Source organism: Bacillus sp. 5RYD7K, from assembly GCF_059831465.1.
The window spans coordinates 632,727-655,602 of record NZ_CP191200.1; the positions used below are offsets into that span (position 1 = coordinate 632,727).

Genomic DNA, 22,876 nt, shown 5'->3' on the forward strand with positions numbered 1-22,876 from the left:
CTTGTTTTCTATTCACTTTTGTACTCGATATGAGTATTACTTTCGTCATATGTTTGGTGATGAAAAGAGAGAGGGGGTGAAGCGGGGTTATATCATGTTTTGCAAATATAATGTAAGCTCAGTTCTGTTTGTCACTTCGAGTTTATCGAGGATTCTGGATACATAGTTTTTCACAGTGCCTTCAGTCAGGAATAAGTCTGCGGCAATGCGTTTATTGCTTTTGCCCTCCATAATGTGTTTTGCGACATCAAGCTCTCTCGGCGTGAGAATCTCCGTCAGCTTTGGCTGCGGCTCCTCCTGAACGGCCGGGATGCCGATATGATTCAGCGCTTTTACGACTTGAACCGTAACCTTGGGATTCAGCATCATATTTCCTTCATAAACGGCCTGAAGAGAGGCAATGATTTCTTCTGAATCAGCATCTTTCAAGATATAGCCGTCAGCCCCGCTTTTCAGCCCGGCAAAAATATAGTGATCATCCTCAAAGGTTGTGAGAATGATGACTTTTACGGACGGATAGCTGGCTTTTACCGCTTTTGTCGCTTCGATTCCGTCCATGCCGGGCATTCTGATATCCATCAAAATTACATCGGTTTCGGTTTGCGGAAGCAGCTGCAGAACTTCTTCGCCGCAAGAAGCTTCTCCCGATACTTGAATTCCTTCGTGAAGGCTCAGAATCATTTTGAGCCCCTCCCTGACAATGGACTGGTCGTCTGCGATCATGACATTCACTAGATCATTCCTCCTTGCACGGTATCCTTATTTTCACGTCAAAACCCGTTTCATTTCCGGAAGAGAAAACAGCTTCTCCGCCAAGCGCGGCCGCTCTTTTTTCAATTCCTTTCAGACCATTTGATTTTATGATCGTTCCGCACGCTGAGCCGTTATTATGAATATGCGCCAATATCATGTTCAGGTCCTTTTTCATCCGGACAGAAACATATGACGCATGTCCGTGCTTCACCGCGTTCGTAATCGTTTCCTGGACGGTTTGATAAAGACAGTGCTTCACATCAGGCTGCGCCGCTTCTATGGCCTCGTCCATCTCTAGCTCGAAGTGTATCCCTCCCGCCTCTTGAAAATGGCTGAAAATGTCACGGAGCGCTTGTTCAAATCCCCGCCCCGGCAAAGAACCCTGCAACAGCATCACGGCCTGGCGAAGCTTTAAAATCGATTCTTTCGTAAGATCATGCGCCTTATGAATGATCTGCTTTACTTTTTCCGGCTGATGCCCGGCTGTCTTCCCGGCAAACTCTAAATTCATTTTCAGAGCAGCGAGATAATGTCCTAAAGAATCATGCAGCTCCTGCGCAATTCTTGTTCTTTCTTTCGTAACCGCCAGTTCTTCAATGCGTTCTGAGTATTCCTTCAGTGTGGCGTTGGCCGTCTTCAGCTCTCGATTCAGCGATTCAACCTTTGACTTCTCCTTCAGATTCTTCCGGTATAAATAAATCACCGCAAACATGATGAAGTAAGGGAGCACGATATCACTGACACCCGCTCCGGAGGCGTATAAAGCGGCGGCAAATGCGGCGGCGTTCATCGTTAACAAAACAGCCGAAATCTGCTTATCAGTAATAAGCACCTCCACCAATAAAAGCACCATTATTGCCTGTGTCCCCGTACAATAGACATTGTACAGCAGAACTCCCGCCATGACGCTGCTCAGGAGAAAAGATCCGTGATAGATGACGGACCGTCTCTTCATATATATCGGCCGCAGACAGTCATTCGCCGCAAGCAGCATCACGAGTACAGACAAAAAAACCTTCAGCTCCCCCCGGCCGGGAGGAAGCTGAAGAATCGCATGAAAAATTGATAGTAACGCAAAGCCCCTGATCAGTAACTTCGTATGTGCAATCTTCATCGTATTCTCCTTACAGATGGGCGGCGGCTTTTCGCTCCACGTTCAACAGATCATACAGCTCATCAAGCGAATGAATTTCATGCGTCGGAATGACCCCGGAATCATTTATTTTCTTTCCGGGATTAAACCAGCACGTATCAATTCCCGCCATCTGACCGCCTTTTATGTCCGCGCTCAGTGAATCACCGATAATAAGCCCGCGCTCGGCAGCAAAACCGGGAATTCTCGCAAATACATAATCAAAGTATTCCTTCATCGGCTTTTGAAAACCCGTATCCTCAGATACAAACACATCTTTAAAAAACGGATACAGACCGGAATCACCCAGTCGCTTATATTGTGATCTTGATACACCGTTCGTCACGATGTATAAATCAAATAAAGGACTCAGCTTTTCAATCAGCTCATAACCCCCGTCTATCATCTGGTGTCCTTCTTCTAAGTATCGGCGGTACGCCTCATTCATCAGCACGCCGTCCGCCTCGAGGCCGTATTCTTTAAACAAAAGGGCAAACCGTGTATTCACCACTTCATCGCGGGTCATGTCCCCCTCTTCAAACGCCTTCCACAACCCTTGATTTAACGCTTTATAACGGGCTTCCACCTCTGCCGTCAGTTCCAGCTTTGAACCTTGAAACAATTTTTGAAGAGCATCGGTTTCTGAAGCGGTAAAATCCAGCAGCGTATTGTCTATATCAAATAATAACGTACGGTAGTGACTCATCGATGTTTCCCCCGGTTCTGCTTTTTTTAACCAGTATACCACTCGTTGACAAGCCGAAAAAGACACCCCTTTAAGAGAGGTGTCTTTTTGAATTATACAGCGTCTTCTATTTTCGAGTCTTCATCAGACATGCGCTTGCCGATGCCGAACGCATAATAGCTGATCGTCACAATCGCCATAAAAATCACCCCGACGACCAAAGATATCCGCGTCTCTTTGTTAAACCACATGCCGGCCAATACCATGATTAAGAAAGCAATCGTCAAATAGTTGGTAAACGGCGCAAAAGGCATTTTAAACGGGTGCTGATCAAGCTCAGCGCCCTTCGCTCGTCTGAAACCGAGATGGCTGATTAAGATAACAAACCACGGAATCATTCCCGGCAGCACACTCGCGCTGTAGACATAGACAAATATTTTCGGAGGCGCGATGTAGTTCAGCACGACACCGATCACAAGGCCGATTAATACCGCAAGCGTACCGAATATCGGCACACCGCTCGATGAAACTTTCTTAAAGAATTTCGGCGCCTGTCCGTTCACGCCCAATGTATAAAGCATGCGTCCCGCACTGAAAATCCCGCTGTTGCAGCCGGACATCGCAGCGGTAATCACAACAAAGTTAATCAAACCGGCCGCCGCCGTAATCCCGACTTTCGCAAATGTCGAAACAAACGGACTGCCGAGTGAGTGAAGCTCATTCCACGGATATACGGTAACGATTACGAAAATCGCACCGATGTAGAAAATCAAAATCCGCCAGATAATGCTCTGAATCGCGCTTCGCAGCGTTTTTTGCGGATCTTTCGCTTCTCCTGCCGTAATCCCGATCAGCTCAACCCCTTGATAGGCCGCAACAACCAAAGACAAAGCAAAGAAAAACCCGGTAAAACCATTTGTAAAGAAACCGCCGTGCGACCATAAATTAGATAATCCGATCGCATGACCCCCGTTGCCGAAACCGAAGAAAATAATGCCGATACCCGCAACAATCATCAGAATAATGGTGACGATTTTGATCATGGCAAACCAAAATTCAAACTCACCGAAAGATTTTACCGAAATCAAATTCGCCGCACCGAGTATGGCCATGGCGATAAGGCCGGGAATCCATGCCGGCAGATCAGGAAACCAATATTTCATATACGAACCGACGGCAATAATTTCAGACATCCCGACGATCACCCATTGAAACCAGTTGCTCCACGCCGTCATATAGCCGGCTAACGGATGTATATACTTATGGCCGAATGTCGCAAACGACCCTGTACTCGGCTCTACATAAAGCATTTCGCCCATCGCACGCATGATAAAAAAGATAAAGATACCCGAGATCGCATAAGCCAGCAGAACAGACGGCCCTGTCCATCCAATCGTGCTGGATGACCCCATGAATAAACCGACACCGATCGTGCCGCCCAGCGCAATCATCTGGATATGACGCGCGCCTAAGCCTCTCTTTAATTCCTTGTTTGCCACTTCGCTTCCTCCTCTTAACAGCTCTGATATATGTGAAATAATGAAGCAGAAGGTGCACCTGTTGAACCTAACTCAATCTTCATTTCCCGCAATATTAGAAATATTCTATCTTCCTATTGTTATATAGTCTCCAATTTCCTTATTCCATCATAATAAATTTTCGTGGAAAACACAATTGTTTTTTTCAGGTAAACACCATGCACCCTAGACCGAGAGACTAAAAATAAAGCGCTTTCACTTTTATTAAATTAAGAATATTAAGATAATAAATACCACAGCTTCCGAGAAACAGTATTTCCCGGGAGAAAAGGTTCCACCCCCTATTCTATAAATATTGCTAAGCAGAATGGCGTAAAGCCTTACTCTCTATCATTCTCCCTCTCATACGCCATCATCCTGCTTACTCCGGCAAAAATCATTCACTAATCGATAAATGCCTCATTCAGCCGCAGCAAAAGCCTGCCGAACATTTCTTTCTCCTCGCCGGACCAATCGTCAAGCATGCGATGATACCGCTCAAGACGCATCTTTTTATCAGCTTTTAACCTCTGTTTGCCAAGCTTCGTAATCGCAAACAGACTGACCCGCCCGTCAGAAGGATCGGAGAAGCGCTGGATCAGCTCCTTCGTTTCCAAGGCCGCGGCCTGGCGAGACAACGTAGATATATCCAGTTTAAAGGATTCGGCCAATTCCTTCACACGCGCCGGCCCGAATTCATCAAGCTGCCGTAATAACAAATACGCAGCTCTTTCCAGATGTCCGATTTTGCGGTCGGAGTTATCGAGATAAACAGCCCTCCTGATAAAAGTGGTGAGCTCATATTCAATTAATTCAATCGGATCTTGTTTTGACAAACGCCTCACTCCTTACGTTGACAACAGCAACATTAGTTGTATAATACAAACATATGCACATTTACTCAGAAAACATATAGAAAGATTTTGCATACATATATTTGTATAGTACAAATATATGTGCCGAAAGTAAAGAAACTTATCGAAGCAACAAGAAAGGGGGAAGCTGCTCTTCTCCAAAGAACAGCATCGTTGTGAAAATCATACGCATCATACTGCAAATCATTATTTTATTCGCATTTTCCTTTATCGGGGGAGCCGTTCAGCAGCTCTTCCACCTGCCCATTCCCGGCAGTATCATCGGTTTAATCCTGCTCATCATATGTTTATCGGTTAAGATCATTCCCGCCAAAATGATTGAAGACGGAGCCGGATTTTTGCTGTCTTTTCTTCCGCTGCTATTCATTCCGGCCATGACGGGCGTCATCAATTATCCGTCACTGTTTTCCGCCAGCGGGGCGGCCCTGTTTTTAATCGTCGTGCTGAGCACCATCGTCACAATGATCGCCGCAGGGTACGCAAGCCAGCTGTTAGAGCATAAAGCCAATCAGAGAAAGGAGAAAAAGAAGTGCAGCAAGCATGTATCGCAATCCTTATAATTTTGTTCACGGCCGCCGCCTATCTGGCCATGGTGAAATTATATGTGCGCTTTCCATATCCCTTTCTCATACCCGTGTTGACGACTACGATTTTCATTATTGCCGTGCTGCTTGTTTTTCATATTCCGTATAAAGAGTATATGGTCGGCGGACAATGGATCAATTCACTGCTCGGCCCCGCCGTGGTAGCTTTGGCATACCCGCTTTATAAGCAGCGCCGGGTATTAATCAAGTATATGTTTCCGATTATCGGCGGCGTATTGGCCGGTTTATTCTCCGGAATGGTCAGCGGCCTGTTATTTGCAGAGCTGTTCGGCATCAGCCGGAGTTTGATTTTGTCTATCATCCCAAAATCAATCACGACTCCCGTCGCCATTCAGATCGCGTCCGGCATCGGCGGTGTTCCTTCCATGACAGTCGTGTTCGTCATGATCGCAGGGTTTTCCGGCGTCATCTTAGGGCCGCTGCTTCTCAAGTGGATCCGCATCCGCAGCTCACTCGGGAAAGGAATTGCATTCGGGAGCGCCTCCCATGCGCTCGGCACCTCAAAAGCAATGGAATACGGAGAATTAACAGTCTCCATGAGTTCTGTCTCCATGACGCTCTGCGCCGTGTTAGGGTCGGTCTTCGGCCCTGTCGTGGCATGGATGTTTCAAATTTAAAGCTGGCGGTTCTCCGCCAGCTTTTTTATATGCAGATTATCTCATTTTCTTCCAATATTGATGTTTCATTTGTAAAAAGAATGGTAAAGTAGAAAACAAGGAGGGATTTAAGATGACTGCAGCAATTCCGCAAAACAAACTGCTGGATGGGACAAGCATTCCCGCGATCGGCTTCGGTACATACGCTCTTCATGGAAACAACGGCGTTCATGCCGTTACCAGCGCCATTGATATCGGCTATCGTCTGATTGACACCGCTTATAACTATGAAAATGAAGGGGCGGTCGGAGAAGCCATCAAGAGAAGCTCTGTTCCGAGAGAGCAGCTATACGTGACGTCCAAGCTTCCGGGACGCTACCATGAATATGACAAAGCTGTACAAACCATTCAAGAATCTTTATACCGCGCAAGTCTGGATTACTATGACCTGTATCTCGTTCATTGGCCGAATCCGAAACAAGACCGCTACACTGAAGCATGGCAGGCACTGATTGATGCGAAAAAATGGGGCCTGATCCGCTCCATCGGTGTCTGCAATTTCCTGCCTGAGCATATCGAACGGCTTGAACGTGAAACCGGCGTAAAGCCAGGCATCAACCAAATTGAACTGCATCCCGCTTTTAATCAGCAGCAGCAGCGGCAATGGCATGAAGAACAGGGCATCGTGACAGAATCATGGAGTCCGTTAGCCCGCGCCGGTGAAGTATTGAACGATCAAAAACTCGGACAGATTGCGGACAAATACGGCAAAACCATTTCTCAAGTCATTTTACGCTGGCATATCCAGCTGGGCGCCATCCCGATTCCAAAATCATCATCCCCAGAACGCCAGCTCGAAAACATCTCTGTTTTTGATTTCTCCCTTGATGAAAACGACATGAAACTTATCGATTCGCTTACCCGCCCGGACGGACGCATAAACGGCCAAGACCCGGCGGAGTATGAGGAGTTTTAAGCAAACGCATAAAGAAAGCTGACGGCATCATTCGTCAGCTTTTTTCTCATTTTATATACGCACACCCAGCTCCCGTTTCCATTCAGAAAGCCAATCCGTATCCCCAGATCCGTATTGCCTGCTTTGGCCGGTATCACGCAGAGATCCGTCTTTGTAATCAATGGACAGCACCAAATCAGGAATGGCATCATAACCCGTTCTCGCCAGCTTCGTAAGCGCCTGTCCGTAATGGGCAGCCGCTTCTGCCGCCGTATGTTTCAGTAAAGGATCTTGCTGCAGCGCTTCCTTATAAATCTCTAAAAGGTCGCGTCCGTCTTCTGTGACGTACTTCCCGCCCACAGTCTGCAAGTCTTTCAGATGATAGCCGGTCACCTCATACATTTCCCGAACGACTTGATATTTCTCATACGCTTCCGGCGTAAACTGCGAGGAGTCATCACTCCGGCTGCGAATGATGTGCGCAAACAGCTCTTTGCTGTTTTCCCCGGAGTTTAAGACGGCTTCGATCTGCTGAGTGAGCTCTTGATCGTCAGTCCCGCTCACTTTTAACAGATAATCAATCGGTGATATCGTAAATGTAAGATTCGCATCCTCCGGAATCTGAATATGATTCCGATGAAAAAGCACACCGATTTGCTGATTGACCTGTCCTCTCTGAAACACCTTTTCATTTTCTCCTTGAATCTCTCCATTGAGTGTTTCACCCCGAAACGCAGCATCACGGAAATCATAGCTTTGGGCTTTCCCCTTAAACAGCCATTCCGTTTCATTATGATAAGCGGCCTGACGCTCTGATTCGGATAAATCACTCCTGAAATAAGGTGAATCGGGACGCTGGTATTTGTCCTTAATAAAACGTAAAGGATCTGATTTTCGTTTATTGATTTCATTGATACGGCTGTATTTCTCATCAAGAATCCTGCTTGCAATATCACTCTCAGACTCATACGGATTATCAGCGGCTATTACTGTCTCATTCCCATTATCCGTAATCGTTTTCTGATTTGCGGATTGATATAAACGGGACAGGCTGCTCCCTTTCTCAGTGACACCGCTCCTTGAATAATTCACCTGGCTCAGATCGCGGGTCCCGCCTGATTGAATCAATAAGCGGTCCGGCCTTTTTGCCGCATCTTTCACATTTGTTTTAGAAGAATACTGCTGAAGCACTTGCTGAGCCATTATTTGATTTTTTATATAACGAGCGTTTAGGCGCATGTTTTTAACCTCCGCTTGAGATGATGTTCTAGTGTTTTTATCGGCTGTTTCCCAGTTGATTTTAACCTTAAATAACAAATGTTTACATAATAGTCGTTTTTATATATGATGAAGTAAAAAGGGGGATTTTTCCATGAAAAAGTATATATCTATTCTATTTGTCACTGCAATCGTATTATCAGGCGTATTGTTTGCACCTTCAGCTTCAGCCTCTGCGTTTCAAGTAAGCACTATTACAGGAAATCACTCATTTGAAACTGCCAATCCAGTAGGCTACTGGAAATATAAAAATATTGATACAGCCGTATTGCCGGAAGGGGAAAAAGAATCGTACTTCACTTTCACTGCCAATAAGGGAGAAAGACTCTATGTCAGGAGCTCAGCAAGAAGTGAATACAAGGGAATGAGCATTGAAATTTACAATAAAAATAAAGTGCTGGTCAGTAAAGGCACAGAAGTGATAAACCCTGATACGCTGCTTCCTTTTATCTATGCCATTACAGATGCGAAAGAAAATAACGAGACGTTCTACGTGAAAGTGTCCCGCGGCTCATACACTGACGATATATACTTTACACTCTCCATTTACGATCGAATCAAAGCCGGAAGCGAAACCTTCGCATTCAGCGGCACAGCTGAAAATAAAGGAAATACAAGCCTCAGTCCGAACGGATCGGATTCAACCGTTCTCAGGCTCGACTTAACCAAACAGACAAGCATTCCAAAAGACGCCATAGTGAAAAGAATCAGCACCACCGCGACTCAAATACCAAGTCAAGGAAACACAAAACACAACATAATGTCTGAAGAAAATAAAGTGTGGCACCGTGCACTCGCAAACAGCTCCACTCAAGGAAATTACGGTATCACACAGGATGATAACCTCTCAGTCTCAAGCATCTGGAATTTTAAATTCAACACACTTGCAACAGCAAAATCGACTATGAAAAATGTGAAATTGAAGATTGATTATGAGTACGATGTGACATCACAGTATTAATGAGAAGAAAAGCCGCCCATTGTGCGGGCGGCTTTATGCTTGGAGTTTAAGTGAATTTATGAGCCTGTGCCATGCCTTATCCTGTTGTGAATTCTTTTTTATGATAGATAGCTGCGGCAATGAAAAATGAAACGAGATATAAGATAACGCCGATCATGAGATATATAATCGGGACATATAAAGAAGGATCTATGTGCAAAAATGACGGCGATAATTGTTCTGCTACATAACCAACGACACTTTGCAATCCAAAGGTAGCAAAAAGTCCCCCCATTGCACCTCCAATTACAATAGCATCAGACTTTTCCGGGCCTATCATATAGAGAAGAGGATAAACGATTGCACCGGCAAAGAGCACGATGAACGTTCCAAAAGAGACAATATTCAATATGCCGTCAATTCGATCATCAGAACCCAGGCTGTATACAAAGAAGACACCATAAGATATCACAGCTCCGATCACAACAACTAAAAGATAGAAGACATAGTGGCTTTGAACAATATTTGTTCTGCTGACCGGTAAAGTCAGCACATACTTGTCATAGCCAGACTTACTCTCATACTTTATAACCTCAAGTGCGGGCATGACGACAAACAAAATAATCAGCATAGCAACAAAACGATGCATTGAAGCGTCTCCAAAATAAAAGATGACTGCTGATACCAATATGGCCAACCCCGTGTATGCAAAGAAACTTCGATAAACTAAGTAATAGTTAGTCAATAACAGACCTCTCATGTTTTTCACTCCTCGTTAAAAAGACACTGATTTCTTCTATTGAAATGGTTTTGGCCGTTACGCCATTCGGCAATTTCTGTCGATCCGATACAAGCACACTCCAATAAGATCCATGGCTCCTTTTTGCAAGAATGATATCTTCGTTGAGCTCAGCCAATTGACCTTCATCAACATCTATAACAGTATAGCTTTCAAGAACCTTATCTTTCTCTTCATTTAATAAAATCTCGCCATCTTTCATAATAATGATATGGCTTGCTATCTTCTCAACATCAGACATAATATGTGATGAAAGTAAAATACCGCCGTTGCATTTACTCACAAAGCTTTTTAATTCATTTAACAGATCATCTCTTGAAGAGGGATCAAGCCCTCCCGTTGCTTCATCCAAGATTAATAATTTTGCGTTATGCGACAAAGCAACAGCTACGGATAACTTCATTGACATGCCGCGCGAGAATGTATTTACTTTTTTGTCCATAGGTAAAGAGAAAGATTGAACCAACCGATAAAAATTGTCTTGGTCCCAAGCACCGAATAGTTTTTTAAATACATGATTCAGCTGCTTTATCGTAAGATGCGCGGGCAGATTCATCGCATCAAATGCGACCCCTATATCTTCTTTGAACTTTATATGTTTATCCAGATTCTCCTCACCAAAGATTTTCACTTTTCCTCTATCTTGAGAGATTAACCCTAATATCGTTTTAAATGTTGTTGATTTGCCTGCGCCGTTATCACCGATAAAACCGACAATGGACCCGGCAGGCACATTGAATGTGACATCTTTTAAAACAGCTTTATGACCAAAAGATTTGCTGAGGTTTCTGACTTCTAAAAGATTTGACATCATTCCACTCCTATCACTGTTGTCAGGACTTTTTTAAGAATTGAACCGGATTATTGCAAAAATATTGTGATTTTTATATCTGGTCGAGGAATTCATAATGAAGCAAGAGTCGGCAAACACAAAAGAGATTTTAAAGTCTTAAGCATAATGTGGAAGTGCAATCGATTGATTACGTTTATATAATGGATATTCATGATGAAAAATTGCTGGAGGTGATGACTTTCCGATGAGGCATACACAAAACGATTTACTAATGATTACATTTATGGATGTTAACTGAAATGCATCTCGTATTATAAAACAGGTGTTATTCCTTTTCAATATATAAACGGGGATTTCCTTAAAATCGCAAAGAGTATGGATTTCTCATTTCCGCATTAAAAAACCCCTCTGGCTAATAACCAAAGGGGTTAAATATATTATTCCACAGTCACACTCTTCGCAAGGTTGCGCGGTTTATCAACGTCACAGCCGCGGTGCAGTGCAGCGTAGTAAGCAATCAGCTGCAATGGTACAACAGAAACCAGCGGAGCAAGTGCAGGGTTGACTTCCGGCAGGATGAATCTGTCGTCTGCGTCTTCTAAGCCTTTCAGCGAGATGATGCAAGTGTTGGCGCCGCGGGCTGCGACTTCCTTCACGTTTCCGCGGATGCTCAGGTTGACGTGTTCTTGTGTCGCCAGTGCAAAGACCGGTGTTCCTTCTTCGATCAGGGCGATTGTTCCGTGCTTCAGCTCGCCGCCGGCGAAGCCTTCCGCCTGAATGTAAGAAATCTCTTTCAGCTTCAGGGCGCCTTCGACACATACGAAGTAGTCGAGGCCGCGGCCGATGAAGAAAGCGTTTCTTGAAACAGTCAGGTACTCACGCGCGATCATTTCCATTTCGTCCTTCTGGTCGCAGAGAGCTTCCATGGCATTTGCCGCGATACCTAATTCTTTGACTAAATCAAAGCCGATATCAACGCCGTTGCGTTCTGCCGCAACTGATGCAAGGATCGCAAGCACGGCAATCTGAGCCGTATACGCTTTTGTTGATGCAACCGCGATTTCAGGGCCTGCATGGAGAAGCAATGTGTAATCCGCTTCACGGGAAAGCGTGGATCCCGGAACGTTTGTAATTGTCAGCGCTTTGTGGCCCAGCGCTTTGACTTGAACAAGCACGGCGCGGCTGTCCGCTGTTTCTCCGCTTTGAGAAAGGAAGATAAAGAGCGGTTTCTTAGACAGAAGCGGCATGTTGTAAGAGAATTCACTCGCTACATGCACTTCAACCGGGACGTTTGCCCACATTTCAATATATTGTTTCCCGACAAGACCGGCATGGTAGCTCGTTCCGCAAGCCACGATATAAATGCGGTCCGCTTCCGCCACGGCGTCAGCGACATCGCCGGCCACAGCCAGTCTGCCATTTTCGTCCTGATACATTTGGATGATTTTGCGCATAACAAGCGGCTGCTCATCCGTTTCTTTTAACATGTAGTGAGGGTATGTGCCTTTTTCGATATCACTGGCGTCAAGCTCAGCGATATAAGACGCACGTGTCATGACTTCACCGTCAAGGTTTTTAATCACGGTTTCGTCTTTTGTCACGATCACCATTTCTTTATCCAAAAGCTCAACGTATTCATTCGTTACTTGAAGCATAGCCATCGCATCAGATGCCACGACGTTAAACGTATCTCCAAGACCGATTAACAGAGGGCTTTTGTTTTTTGCAACGAAAATGGTGTCTGTGTTTTCGCCGTCAAATAATGCAATCGCGTAAGAGCCTTTTAACAGAGTGAGTGTTTTTCGGAACGCTTCTTCTGTATTAAGACCTCCCGCCACAAATTGCTCGATCATTTGAACGATGACTTCAGTGTCCGTGTCGCTTTTCAGTTCAACGTTTTCAAGATATTCGCGCTTCAGCTGAACATAGTTCTCGATCACACCATTGTGAACAAGTGTAAAGCGGCCGAGTGCGCTTTGATGCGGGTGAGCGTTCAGGAAGCTTGGTTCGCCGTGAGTCGCCCAGCGTGTATGGCCGATTCCCGCTTGAGATTCAACCGCGGGGTCCACCACTTCACGAAGGTCGGCGATGCGGCCTTTCTCTTTGTACACATGCACGCCCTGCTCGTTCGCCACAGCGATACCGGCAGAGTCATAGCCGCGGTACTCAAGCTTCTCTAATCCTTTTAACAAAATCTCTTTCGCATCAAGCTGACCGATATAACCTACAATTCCACACATTTTTTCTTCCTCCTAAAGGTGTAAAAGGAGACGAAGAAAGCCGAATTACAAGGGGACTTTCAATCGTCCCCTCCCACATGTTTTTTTGGAAGATCATGTGATTTCCCTTTGTTCGGAGAGTCGCCCCTCCGGTTTGAAGAAATCCTTACGGCTGTGATCTAAATGAATCAGCCGGGAGGCATCCGCCGAAAATTCGATAACCTCCATCCTCGTCAACTAAGCCGTTTTTCGGGCGCTTAGTTCGGGCGCTGTAATTATAAAAGATGCAAACAATTCCGCCTTCCCTGCAAGTGAAAAACAAAGGCCGGACAAGCTTGATTTTACAGCATGTGCCAAGGACGGTCAATTATTTTTTGCCGCCCCGGCATCATGTTTACTATCATATTATGCTGGTCGCACTTGTCTTGTTCGCTCTCTGTTTATAAACTTCGTTACTCCGCTCCCATTTCTGTCCGCACGACATCCACGATTTTTGTGACATATTCGTCACAAAGCTCTTTTGTTCTCGCTTCCGCCATCACGCGGACGAGCGGCTCGGTGCCTGACGGACGCACTAATATCCGGCCGTCTCCGTTCATTTCTTTTTCCACTTCAGAAATAACGGCCTTCACCTTAGCGTTTTCTTCCACCTTATATTTATCCGTCACTTTCACATTTACTAAAAGCTGCGGGAATTTTTTCATTTCAGCCGCAAGCTCTGAAAGGGTTTTGCCGGACGCCTTCAGCGTATTCACAAGCATGATCGCGGACAAAAGACCGTCACCGGTAGTGTTGTAATCAAGGAAAATAAGGTGCCCTGACTGCTCGCCGCCGACATTGTAGCCGTCTTTTTTCATCGCTTCTACGACATAGCGGTCTCCGACTGCCGTTTGAACGCTTTTGATTTCTTCTTTTTCAAGCGCTTTGTAGAAACCGAGATTGCTCATCACGGTTGATACGACGGTATCATCTTTGAGACGGCCCTCTGATTTCAAATACTTCGCGCATATGTACATGATCTGATCGCCGTCGACAATGTTTCCTTTTTCATCAACGGCAATGAGGCGGTCACCGTCGCCGTCAAATGCAAGGCCGATGTCGGCGTTTTTTTCTTTGACGAAAGCACTCAGCGCTTCCGGATGTGTAGAACCGACGCCGTCATTGATATTTAATCCGTTCGGAGACGTTCCCATTGTAGACACGTCAGCATCAAGATCGGCAAAAAGGTGAGTCGCAATGGAAGATGTCGCACCATGGGCGCAGTCAAGCGCTACATGAATACCCGTGAAATCTTCGTCGGCCGTCTGCTTTAAAAATTGCAGATATTTTTGAACACCTTCGAAATAATCGTTCACAAGCCCGAGATCCGCGCCTGTCGGTCTCGGCAGCTTATCTTCCGGTTCATCCATGAGACGTTCAATCTCGGCCTCCTGCTCATCAGAAAGCTTAAAGCCGTCTCCTCCGAAAAATTTAATTCCGTTATCCTGTACGGGATTGTGAGAAGCGGAAATCATGACGCCCGCCTCAGCATCCATGGCTTTCGTTAAATAGGATACCCCCGGTGTAGAAATGACGCCGAGGCGCATCACTTCAGCTCCGATCGATAAAAGTCCGGCGACAAGGGCTCCCTCCAGCATATGTCCGGAGATGCGTGTATCACGGCCGATCAGCACTTTCGGGCGCTGTTTATCTTTGGTCAGGACATAACCGCCAAAACGCCCCACTTTAAAGGCCAGCTCTGGCGTAAGCTCGCTGTTGGCAACACCTCTTACACCATCTGTTCCAAAATACTTGCCCATTTTGTATCGCTCCTTTTTCATTCTGTTGAAGATGAATCAGCGCTTGATCCGCCTTCATCCTGGTCTTGATTTTGATCCTGGTTTTGACTTTTATTCTGATCGCTGTCAGTGTCGTCTTCCCGGTTCTTGTTCTTGTCTTTGTCTGCGTCTCCGCTTGTGCCGTCATTATTGCCGGAATCGGCGGAGCCGCCGTTATTTTTATTTGAACTTGTGTTTTTCTTAGAAGTCAGCTTGATTTTAGCCGTGTCTTTGGACAGGGACCATGTGATGTTTTGCGGTCCGTTTACTGCAAGCTTTACAGAATGCACTCCGTCCTCTAAGTCTGAGACATTGGCGTACAGTTCAATGTCCGACTTTTTCAGCGCCTTAATGTTGGCCGGAGAGCCTTTGGCCGTAATATTTATCGCCCGCGATTCTGGGTCGAGAAACTCAATCTGCTGCGAGCCTCCCAATCCGACCGTCTTGATTGCAACATTGTCAAAATCCTTTTTGTCTTCACTGTCCACCTTAACATGAAGCGTAATTTTCCCCGGTGACACCTTTGTCACACCCTTAGGAAGCGGGATGTCGGCATCTATATCCGTATCTTTATCAATTTTGCCTAAATCAAGAGATACGCCGTCGATAAACTCAAGTGAATCCAGTACGTCCTGCGGGCCGTAAACCGTCACCTCACTCGGATTCGAGTCAATGCTTGCAATGCTCACCCCGTCAGGAAGACTTCCCTTCCTTTCGATTTTGAAAGGGAGCTTTTTGCTCGGACTGGCCACGGGAACCGTCACTTTGATGACTGACGGTTCAACATCAACAGGAAGTGCGTTGCCGTCTTTGTCATAGACGGTCACCTTCACTTCCTTATCAATGGTTTCATTTGCATTTTCAAGGTTCACGGATGCTTTGACAAGCGAAATGTTGTCAATCACATTTTTCGAACCCGTAATCTGTACGTTTTTCGGGCTGATGATCGGCTGCTGGGGCGTATACCCCTTTTTCATTTTGCTTTTATTGTAGTATTCAACTTCAACCGGAAAACTCTCAGCCGTTTTTTCCTGAATCGTAACCGTCGTGACTGACGGGTTAATGGATATCGTCAGTCCGTCCGATACATTTTTCGCCTTCAATTCGACCTTATGAGTCCCGGTCTTCAGCTTGTTCATATCGGCGTATATCTCAAAATTCTTCGTCTGTCTCGCCTTTTTCACCGCGCTTGTCGATCCTTTAATCGTGACATTTACGGTCTGAGGCACGCCGGTGACCACGTAATTCGCTTCATCATAATATGCTTTTACAGGAATATCAGTAAGCGTAGCCTCGTCAGTCGTTGATGTCGGAAAAAAGGATTCCCCCGGCTTTTTCGGAGTCGGCGCCTGGTTGTTGTTAACCGCAACATAAAGCAGGAGCGCAAAGAGCAATGCAATGATCTTTACAGCCCAGCGGTTGTTTAAGAATTTATCCATTTTTCTTGCCCCTCCAGTACCAGCGGTTAGAAGAAGTATCTCTGGCGTTTTTCTTAAACTCAGCTTCAAGCATTTCTTTCAGTGCTTCTTCCGTCAATTCTCTGTGAAGGTCTCCGTTTTTGGCCACGCTGATGGCGCCCGTCTCTTCAGATACGATAATGGTTAAGCTGTCCGTCACTTCACTGATGCCGACAGCCGCTCTGTGCCGCGTCCCCAGCTCCTTTGAAATAAACGGGCTTTCAGAAAGCGGCAGATAACAGGCAGCCGCCGCGATCTCGTTATTTTTCATAATGACCGCTCCATCGTGCAGCGGCGTATTCGGAATGAAGATATTAATCAAAAGCTCCGAGCTGACCTGCGCATTAAGCAGGATGCCCGTCTCAATATAATCGCCCATTCCCGTGTCGCGCTCAATGGCGATGAGGGCGCCGATGCGGCGTTTCGCCATGTAGCTGATTGATTTTGTAATCGCTTCAATTGTCTTATGCTGCGCTTCCTCCACGGGGGTGCCGCTCCTTGAAAAGAACCGGCCCCGTCCGAGCTGTTCAAGCGCCCGTCTCAGCTCAGGCTGGAATATAATAATGATCGCTAAAAATCCCCATGTTATCGCTTGGTCCATCAGCCACTGAAGCGTACTGAGTCCCAAATATGAACTGGCCATCCGGACCAACACGATGACGACGATTCCTTTTAAAAGCTGAACCGCTTTCGTTCCGCGTATGACCATGATTAATTTATATATCACATACCAAACAAGGAGAATATCAACGGCATTGCCGAGGTATTGCAAAAATGGGATGTCCTCAAAAGCCATTTCCTCGTCCTCCAAGAATTCAGTCATTTCGTTTTTTTGTTATGAATTGTGCTGCATGAGCAATATGTACATCATATAGCGTGCTCATTATACCACATTTTGATTTATCAAGTGAAATCAGCCAGCGCGGTGCTGCGTAAAAAAAGAGTAAAGCGATTATACGCTTTACTCATCTTTAATCGGAGTCTAAAGCACTCACGACGCCCTGACCCGCTGTTTTCAGTTCGTACCAGACCCAGTCAAACAATTCGTTAATTTCTTCAATCTGCCCGGTGACTTGTCCGGCTGAGGCCATGTATTTTTCTCCGTTAACCACGGTCACGTCGCCGTCGACTTTCCCTTTAATGACCAGCTTGCCGTTTTTTACTGTGACATCGCCCTTTACGGTCTCGCCTTCAGGGACGGTGACCGTGTGATTCTGCACGACAAGGTTCGGCTGCTTTGACACACTGAAATTGTGGTCGTTATGCCAGCTGTTAAAAAAACCGCCGCCCATTAAAATCACAAAAACCGCCGCGGCTGCAATTATCGGATGAGTTTTGATCCATCGTTTTACAGAAGCGCGTTTTTTCTCTTTTGGAAGATTCGCCATAACTTTGGCAGTAAAATCAGCAGGGGCTGTGACATGCGATGTGCTCCGGACGAGCGCTACGGATTTCTCCATTTCATGAAAATGCCGTTTGCAATTCCCGCATGACCGCAAATGTTGTTTTAATACGTCTTCATCTTCAGGAAGGATATCTCCATCAAGATGCTTATGCATAAGCTGCACGATCTGTTCAGGACAGCTCATTTCATCACCCCACTTAAAGATCCCTTAATTGTTTTCTAAGAGCCTCTCTGCCTCTGTGTATCCTTGTCTTGACGGTGCCGACAGGGATATTCAGAATCTCCCCGATTTCAATTAAAGAGAGTTCATCAATATACTTTAATACAATAACCGTTCTGTACTTGTCAGGCAGCTTTAAAATCTTTTTCTGAATTGTGTCCGAAAGCTCCAATGACAACACGGCGTCTTCAGGGAGAACCCCGTCCGCGGCGATCTGCGAATACATCGTCAGCCCCTCTGCGCCCGCCACTTCTGCGTCCAGATAATAATCAGGCTTTTTCTTGCGGATACGGTCAATGGTCAGGTTGGTCGCAATTCTGTAAAGCCACGTTGAAAACTTTCTGTTGATGTCGAAACTGTCGATATTGACATACGCTCTGATGAAAGCTTCCTGCGCAATATCTTCCGCTTCGTGGACATTGCCGAGCATGCGGTAGCAAAGCTGGTAAATCTTATCTTTATAAAGGTCAACGATTTCCGCAAACGCATTTTGATCGCCTTTTTTGACTTGCTTGATTCTTTTTTTAATCAGGTTTTCCATGTTTTATCTTACCTCTGCCCTTCACCGGTCTGTATCTATACGTTGATTGTTTTAAAAGGTTTCATTTTTTTTATTACATTTATTTTACCAAATTTCAGGCAGGGTGTAGATGGAAAATACAGAATATACTGCCTTAACAGCAGCTTAAAAATAGTATATCTGATGAACAATCAGAATTCGAGAAAAAATACCGATAAAAAAAGACACCCTTATACAAAAGGTGTCTGAGACTGGGCTAGCTGGATTCGAACCAACGCATGACGGAGTCAAAGTCCGTTGCCTTACCGCTTGGCTATAGCCCAAAAATGGTGGAGGGGGGCAGATTCGAACTGCCGAACCCTGAGGGAGCGGATTTACAGTCCGCCGCGTTTAGCCACTTCGCTACCCCTCCGTATTTTTTGGAAAACAGTGCCGGCCAGAGGACTTGAACCCCCAACCTACTGATTACAAGTCAGTTGCTCTACCAATTGAGCTAGGCCGGCAAATATGGTGGAGGATGACGGGCTCGAACCGCCGACCCTCTGCTTGTAAGGCAGATGCTCTCCCAGCTGAGCTAATCCTCCATATGACCCGTACGGGATTCGAACCCGTGTTACCGCCGTGAAAGGGCGGTGTCTTAACCGCTTGACCAACGGGCCGTTATGTCCGCGTCGAGCTGACAAAAGTTATTATATACAGGTTATACCCCTTTTGTAAAGAGAAAATTTATTTTTTTTATTTTCAAACTTTTTTACCCGTTTTTTAACTGAAAAACTCGTCCCTTCTCTCTTATTTCATTTAAGATGAAAGTATCAAAATATTGAAGGGAATGGACACAGATGATCTTAGTCAGCTCTTGTCTCGGCGGTATCGAATGCAGGTATAACGGCTCCCACGCCGCCTCGGAAAAAATCCGCAGACTCGTAGAGGAAAAGAAAGCTGTTATGGTCTGCCCCGAACTTTTGGGCGGCTTCACCACTCCCCGCGAACCGGCGGAAATCATCGGCGGCACGGGCGAAGACGTGCTGAACGGAACAGCAAGAATCGTAACGGCATCAGGTGAAGACGTTACATCTTTATATATAGACGGCGCGGAAAAAACGTTAGCATACGCAAAAGAAATAGGCGCCGCAGCGGTCATCCTTAAAGAAAACAGTCCGTCCTGCGGCAGCAGCTTCATCTATGACGGCACTTTCTCCGGGAAAAAGATAATCGGGGACGGCATCACTTCCGCTCTATTAAAACGGGCAGGCTGCCGCGTGTTATCAGAAAATGAACTGGATCAACTATAAAAAGGAGAGTAGATATCATGGTTGCAGCCCTATCCTTTTATAAACCGGAGCATGCAGACGGCCTGAACGGGTTTGTACTCAGTGAAGAAGATAAAATGTTCACAGCTCTCCCGAAGGATGTACTGCCGCAGGCTCTTGTCATCCGGGAGCGCTATCCTACAGTCATTTTAAAAGAAGACACCCCCGTCGGTTTTTTCATTTTACATACCTCAAAGGAAACCATAGCTCCATATTCGAACAGCGTGTCTGCCATTTTACTGAGCGCACTGTCCATAGATGCGCGGCAGCAAGAAAAAGGTTATGCCAAACAAGCGATGCTGCAGCTCCCCGCTTTTGCCGCAAATTATTTTCCTTGGTGTGACGAAATCGTGCTTGCAGTGAACCATCGCAATCATCGCGCAAAGAACCTGTACCAGTCTTCCGGTTTTATTGATAAAGGGCGTCGCAGGATCGGCCCCATCGGCGAACAGCACATTCTGCATCTTTTTTTGTGAAAGCGTTTGATTTTTTTCTTGAAACATATATTCAGAAGCCCATATACTTCAAGTAATAACGACTTGGGAGGGTACATTCATGACAGACCGGCTTAACATTCACAGATTGACCACAGAAACAAGAAATCCGCAGACCGCTTCAATCCATCAAGCAGACACGATGGAAATCCTCCGCATCATTAACCAAGAGGACTTCAAAGTGGCGGACGCCGTTCAGCAGGTGCTGCCTGATATTGAAATTGCCGTTCAATTTGCCCATCAGTCTTTGCGGCGAAACGGCAGGCTGATTTATGCGGGAGCGGGCACAAGCGGCAGACTTGGTGTACTTGATGCGGTTGAATGCCCGCCTACATACAGCGTAAGTCCCGGCACCGTCATCGGTCTGATGGCCGGAGGGGCAGACGCCTTTTTGCAAGCGGCTGAAGGCATAGAAGACAGCGAGGAAACCGGCGCTCTCGATCTCAAAACGATCGGCCTTACCGCTGAAGACACCGTGATTGCCATCGCTGCAAGCGGGCGCACACCGTATGCGGCCGGTGCGCTGAAATACGCAAAAACAATCGGCGCCAAAACCGTCGCGCTCACATGCAATAAGCACTCATTGATCAGCACCTTTGCCGATCACAGCATTGAAGTCGTCGTCGGCCCCGAAGTGATTACAGGGTCAACACGAATGAAAGCCGCGACGGCACATAAAATGATTCTGAACATGATTTCCACGGCCGTGATGATTAAAAGCGGCAAAGTGTACGAAAATTTAATGGTGGACGTTCATGTCAGCAACGAAAAATTGAAAGAACGGGCAATCGGCATTATCCAAAGCATTACGGGCGTTCCGTACGATAAAGCAAAAGAAACCCTTGAGGCCGCAGGCAGCCATGTCAAAACGGCAATCGTCATGCTGAAGACGAATTCGGACGCAACACACGCGAAAGCACTGCTCGAAGAATCGGAAGGCTTCATTGACAAAGCCATAGAACAGCATGTTTCAAGCGAAAAAAATCGCTGATCATTCTTTTGGCTCCGCATAATGTGCCTTTTACCAGCCCGCGCCGTTTTCATGATCGGCGCAGGCGCTTTCAGGACGCGTTTCAGGCACAGCTCCGCGGGACAAATGGTACGGAAAGAGGAGGGTCTTCATGAGCAAAGAGGCATTTTATCAGTCGCTGGCCAAAGATATTCTGGACAACTGCGGCGGTTCAACGAATATTTCGGGCTTTACCCACTGTATGACACGCCTGAGAATTACGCCTTTAGATCAGGACAAAACGGATATTGAAGCGCTGAAACGTCTTGACGGGGTAATAGGCGTCGTCGAAGCCGAAACACTGCAGATCATTCTCGGCACGGGTGTCGTCAATCATGTCGCCGACGCTTTCGCAAAACTGGTGTCACCCGGAAAAAACATTGATTTAAAAGAAGCCGCCTCACGGAAAAAAGCCGATCTTAACAGAAAAAATACAACACCCATCACACTGCTTCTGAGAAAAATATCAAGCATCTTCATTCCTCTAATTCCCGCACTCATTGCATCAGGTTTAATCACCGGCATGACGAAAGCCGTCATTCAGGCCGGCTGGCTCCCGAAAGAATCTCAAATCGCACTTATTTTAACGGTTATCGGTTCAGGCTTATTCGCTTACCTCGGCGTCCTTGTCGGTATCAATGCGGCGAAGGAATTCGGCGGAACACCCGCAATGGGCGGCCTTGCAGGCATATTGATCTTAAACCCCGAGATCGCCAATATCAGTTTATTCGGAGAGAATCTGCTCCCTGGCAGGGGAGGTTTAATCGGCGTTCTTTTCGCTGCGATTTTTATCGCTTATACTGAACGGTTTATCAGAAAGTATGTCCATCAATCCATCGACATTATCGTCACGCCTACTCTGTCTTTGCTCATCACCGGACTGGTGACATATGTCATCTTCATCCCTGCAGGCGGTTTTATTTCTGATTTGATTACATCAGGTTTATTGTCGCTGCTGAATGTCGGGGGAGTGCTGTCGGGATTTGTATTAGGAGCCGCCTTCCTGCCGCTTGTCATCACCGGCCTGCATCAAGGCTTGACTCCCGTGCATTTGGAGCTCATCCGATCCATCGGGGATGACCCGCTTCTGCCGATTCTCGCAATGGGAGGCGCAGGTCAAGTAGGCGCGGCCTTCGCCATCTTTATGAAAACAAAAAAAGCCTCATTGAAAAGAGCGATTGGAGGCGGACTTCCATCCGGTCTGCTCGGAATCGGGGAGCCGCTCATCTTCGGCGTCACACTCCCGCTCGGCCGGCCGTTTTTAACAGCGTGTTTAGGGGCGGGTATCGGAGGCGCCTTTCAAGCTCATTTTCAAGTAGCGACTTTTTCAATCGGTGTCTCCGGCCTTCCGCTCTCTTTTCTCGTACAGCCGGCTCAAATCGTTTTGTATATCATCGGTCTCTTCATCTCTTATGCGGCGGGCTTTGTCTTCACCTATGCTTTCGGATTTAAGGATGACATGGCTGCTGAATTTGAATAAGCCGGGAGGGAACAGAA

The 22,876-nt window shown here is 46.3% G+C and carries 22 protein-coding genes and 5 tRNA genes; 8 read left to right on the forward strand and 19 right to left on the reverse strand.

What is annotated here, in order from left to right:
* Positions 1-87: 87 nt before the first annotated feature.
* From ACQE26_RS03075 to ACQE26_RS03095, 5 genes are all read right to left on the reverse strand, one after another.
* Positions 88-732, reverse strand: coding sequence for a response regulator transcription factor (locus ACQE26_RS03075; protein ID WP_500470659.1), 645 nt, complete (start codon positions 730-732; stop codon positions 88-90).
* A 4-nt stretch (positions 733-736) separates the two neighbouring features.
* Positions 737-1,867, reverse strand: coding sequence for a sensor histidine kinase (locus ACQE26_RS03080; RefSeq protein WP_500470660.1), 1,131 nt, complete (start codon positions 1,865-1,867; stop codon positions 737-739).
* A gap of 10 nt (positions 1,868-1,877) precedes the next feature.
* Entirely contained in the window at positions 1,878-2,591 is a 714-nt protein-coding gene (locus tag ACQE26_RS03085; RefSeq protein ID WP_500470661.1) for a YjjG family noncanonical pyrimidine nucleotidase, read from the reverse strand.
* Between the two features lie 92 nt (positions 2,592-2,683).
* Complete coding sequence (locus ACQE26_RS03090) at positions 2,684-4,069, reverse strand: amino acid permease (RefSeq protein WP_047476089.1); 1,386 nt, start codon at positions 4,067-4,069, stop codon at positions 2,684-2,686.
* Between the two features lie 422 nt (positions 4,070-4,491).
* Positions 4,492-4,923 (reverse strand): MarR family winged helix-turn-helix transcriptional regulator, encoded by a 432-nt coding sequence (locus ACQE26_RS03095; protein ID WP_016936907.1) that lies wholly within the window; start codon positions 4,921-4,923, stop codon positions 4,492-4,494.
* A gap of 194 nt (positions 4,924-5,117) precedes the next feature.
* On the opposite strand from ACQE26_RS03095, the gene ACQE26_RS03100 reads away from it, so the two are divergent.
* The 3 genes from ACQE26_RS03100 (at position 5,118) to ACQE26_RS03110 (ending at position 7,139) form a co-directional block, all read left to right on the forward strand.
* Positions 5,118-5,522 carry a CidA/LrgA family holin-like protein gene (locus ACQE26_RS03100; RefSeq protein ID WP_060963715.1) on the forward strand — a complete coding sequence of 135 codons (405 nt, stop codon included), beginning with the start codon at positions 5,118-5,120 and terminating at the stop codon, positions 5,520-5,522.
* Positions 5,492-6,184 (forward strand): LrgB family protein, encoded by a 693-nt coding sequence (locus ACQE26_RS03105; protein WP_438421110.1) that lies wholly within the window; start codon positions 5,492-5,494, stop codon positions 6,182-6,184. Before ACQE26_RS03100 ends, ACQE26_RS03105 begins: the two co-directional genes overlap by 31 nt.
* Before the next feature lie 112 nt (positions 6,185-6,296).
* Positions 6,297-7,139, forward strand: coding sequence for an aldo/keto reductase (locus tag ACQE26_RS03110; RefSeq protein WP_500470662.1), 843 nt, complete (start codon positions 6,297-6,299; stop codon positions 7,137-7,139).
* Between the two features lie 51 nt (positions 7,140-7,190).
* On the opposite strand, the gene ACQE26_RS03115 is transcribed toward ACQE26_RS03110, so the two are convergent.
* The gene (locus tag ACQE26_RS03115; RefSeq protein ID WP_500470664.1) at positions 7,191-8,357 is read right to left on the reverse strand and encodes a DUF4885 family protein; all 1,167 of its coding nucleotides are present in this window, start codon (positions 8,355-8,357) and stop codon (positions 7,191-7,193) included.
* Positions 8,358-8,490: 133 nt separating this feature from the next.
* Here ACQE26_RS03115 and ACQE26_RS03120 point away from each other — a divergent pair, with 133 nt between their 5' ends.
* Positions 8,491-9,357, forward strand: coding sequence for a hypothetical protein (locus ACQE26_RS03120; RefSeq protein ID WP_500470665.1), 867 nt, complete (start codon positions 8,491-8,493; stop codon positions 9,355-9,357).
* A gap of 76 nt (positions 9,358-9,433) precedes the next feature.
* Here ACQE26_RS03120 and ACQE26_RS03125 read toward each other — a convergent pair whose 3' ends face one another.
* The 13 genes from ACQE26_RS03125 to ACQE26_RS03185 form a co-directional block, all read right to left on the reverse strand.
* Entirely contained in the window at positions 9,434-10,096 is a 663-nt protein-coding gene (locus tag ACQE26_RS03125; RefSeq protein WP_500470666.1) for an ABC-2 transporter permease, read from the reverse strand.
* The gene (locus ACQE26_RS03130; RefSeq protein ID WP_500470668.1) at positions 10,074-10,946 is read right to left on the reverse strand and encodes an ABC transporter ATP-binding protein; all 873 of its coding nucleotides are present in this window, start codon (positions 10,944-10,946) and stop codon (positions 10,074-10,076) included. Before ACQE26_RS03130 ends, ACQE26_RS03125 begins: the two co-directional genes overlap by 23 nt.
* A gap of 419 nt (positions 10,947-11,365) precedes the next feature.
* Positions 11,366-13,168, reverse strand: coding sequence for a glutamine--fructose-6-phosphate transaminase (isomerizing) (gene glmS / locus ACQE26_RS03135; RefSeq protein WP_438421104.1), 1,803 nt, complete (start codon positions 13,166-13,168; stop codon positions 11,366-11,368).
* A 431-nt stretch (positions 13,169-13,599) separates the two neighbouring features.
* Complete coding sequence (gene glmM, locus ACQE26_RS03140; protein ID WP_016936920.1) at positions 13,600-14,946, reverse strand: phosphoglucosamine mutase; 1,347 nt, start codon at positions 14,944-14,946, stop codon at positions 13,600-13,602.
* A gap of 17 nt (positions 14,947-14,963) precedes the next feature.
* The gene (gene cdaR / locus ACQE26_RS03145; protein WP_500470669.1) at positions 14,964-16,403 is read right to left on the reverse strand and encodes a CdaA regulatory protein CdaR; all 1,440 of its coding nucleotides are present in this window, start codon (positions 16,401-16,403) and stop codon (positions 14,964-14,966) included.
* Positions 16,396-17,217, reverse strand: a complete 822-nt coding sequence (gene cdaA, locus ACQE26_RS03150; protein ID WP_500470671.1) for a diadenylate cyclase CdaA — start codon at positions 17,215-17,217, stop codon at positions 16,396-16,398. Before cdaA ends, cdaR begins: the two co-directional genes overlap by 8 nt.
* A gap of 175 nt (positions 17,218-17,392) precedes the next feature.
* Positions 17,393-18,010, reverse strand: a complete 618-nt coding sequence (gene rsiW / locus ACQE26_RS03155) for an anti-sigma-W factor RsiW (RefSeq protein ID WP_500470672.1) — start codon at positions 18,008-18,010, stop codon at positions 17,393-17,395.
* A 13-nt stretch (positions 18,011-18,023) separates the two neighbouring features.
* A complete protein-coding gene (gene sigW / locus ACQE26_RS03160; protein ID WP_003156766.1) occupies positions 18,024-18,587 on the reverse strand; it encodes an RNA polymerase sigma factor SigW in 564 nt (187 codons plus the stop codon).
* A 230-nt stretch (positions 18,588-18,817) separates the two neighbouring features.
* Positions 18,818-18,889, reverse strand: a tRNA-Gln gene (locus tag ACQE26_RS03165).
* Between the two features lie 4 nt (positions 18,890-18,893).
* A tRNA-Tyr gene (locus ACQE26_RS03170) sits at positions 18,894-18,978 on the reverse strand.
* An 18-nt stretch (positions 18,979-18,996) separates the two neighbouring features.
* Positions 18,997-19,069: transfer RNA gene (locus tag ACQE26_RS03175), tRNA-Thr, on the reverse strand.
* A 5-nt stretch (positions 19,070-19,074) separates the two neighbouring features.
* Positions 19,075-19,150 (reverse strand) — tRNA-Val (locus tag ACQE26_RS03180).
* A 3-nt stretch (positions 19,151-19,153) separates the two neighbouring features.
* A tRNA-Glu gene (locus tag ACQE26_RS03185) sits at positions 19,154-19,225 on the reverse strand.
* 180 nt (positions 19,226-19,405) lie between these two features.
* Between ACQE26_RS03185 and ACQE26_RS03190 the strand changes: the two genes are divergently transcribed.
* The 4 genes from ACQE26_RS03190 to ACQE26_RS03205 all read left to right on the forward strand — a co-directional run bounded on the left by ACQE26_RS03190 (position 19,406) and on the right by ACQE26_RS03205 (position 22,859).
* On the forward strand, positions 19,406-19,858 hold the full coding sequence (locus ACQE26_RS03190) for a 2-thiouracil desulfurase family protein (RefSeq protein ID WP_060963723.1): 453 nt from the start codon (positions 19,406-19,408) through the stop codon (positions 19,856-19,858).
* Between the two features lie 17 nt (positions 19,859-19,875).
* Entirely contained in the window at positions 19,876-20,352 is a 477-nt protein-coding gene (locus tag ACQE26_RS03195) for a GNAT family N-acetyltransferase (protein WP_500470673.1), read from the forward strand.
* A gap of 79 nt (positions 20,353-20,431) precedes the next feature.
* The gene (gene murQ / locus ACQE26_RS03200; protein ID WP_060963724.1) at positions 20,432-21,361 is read left to right on the forward strand and encodes an N-acetylmuramic acid 6-phosphate etherase; all 930 of its coding nucleotides are present in this window, start codon (positions 20,432-20,434) and stop codon (positions 21,359-21,361) included.
* Positions 21,362-21,491: 130 nt separating this feature from the next.
* On the forward strand, positions 21,492-22,859 hold the full coding sequence (locus ACQE26_RS03205; protein WP_500470674.1) for a PTS transporter subunit EIIC: 1,368 nt from the start codon (positions 21,492-21,494) through the stop codon (positions 22,857-22,859).
* Positions 22,860-22,876 lie beyond the last annotated feature (17 nt).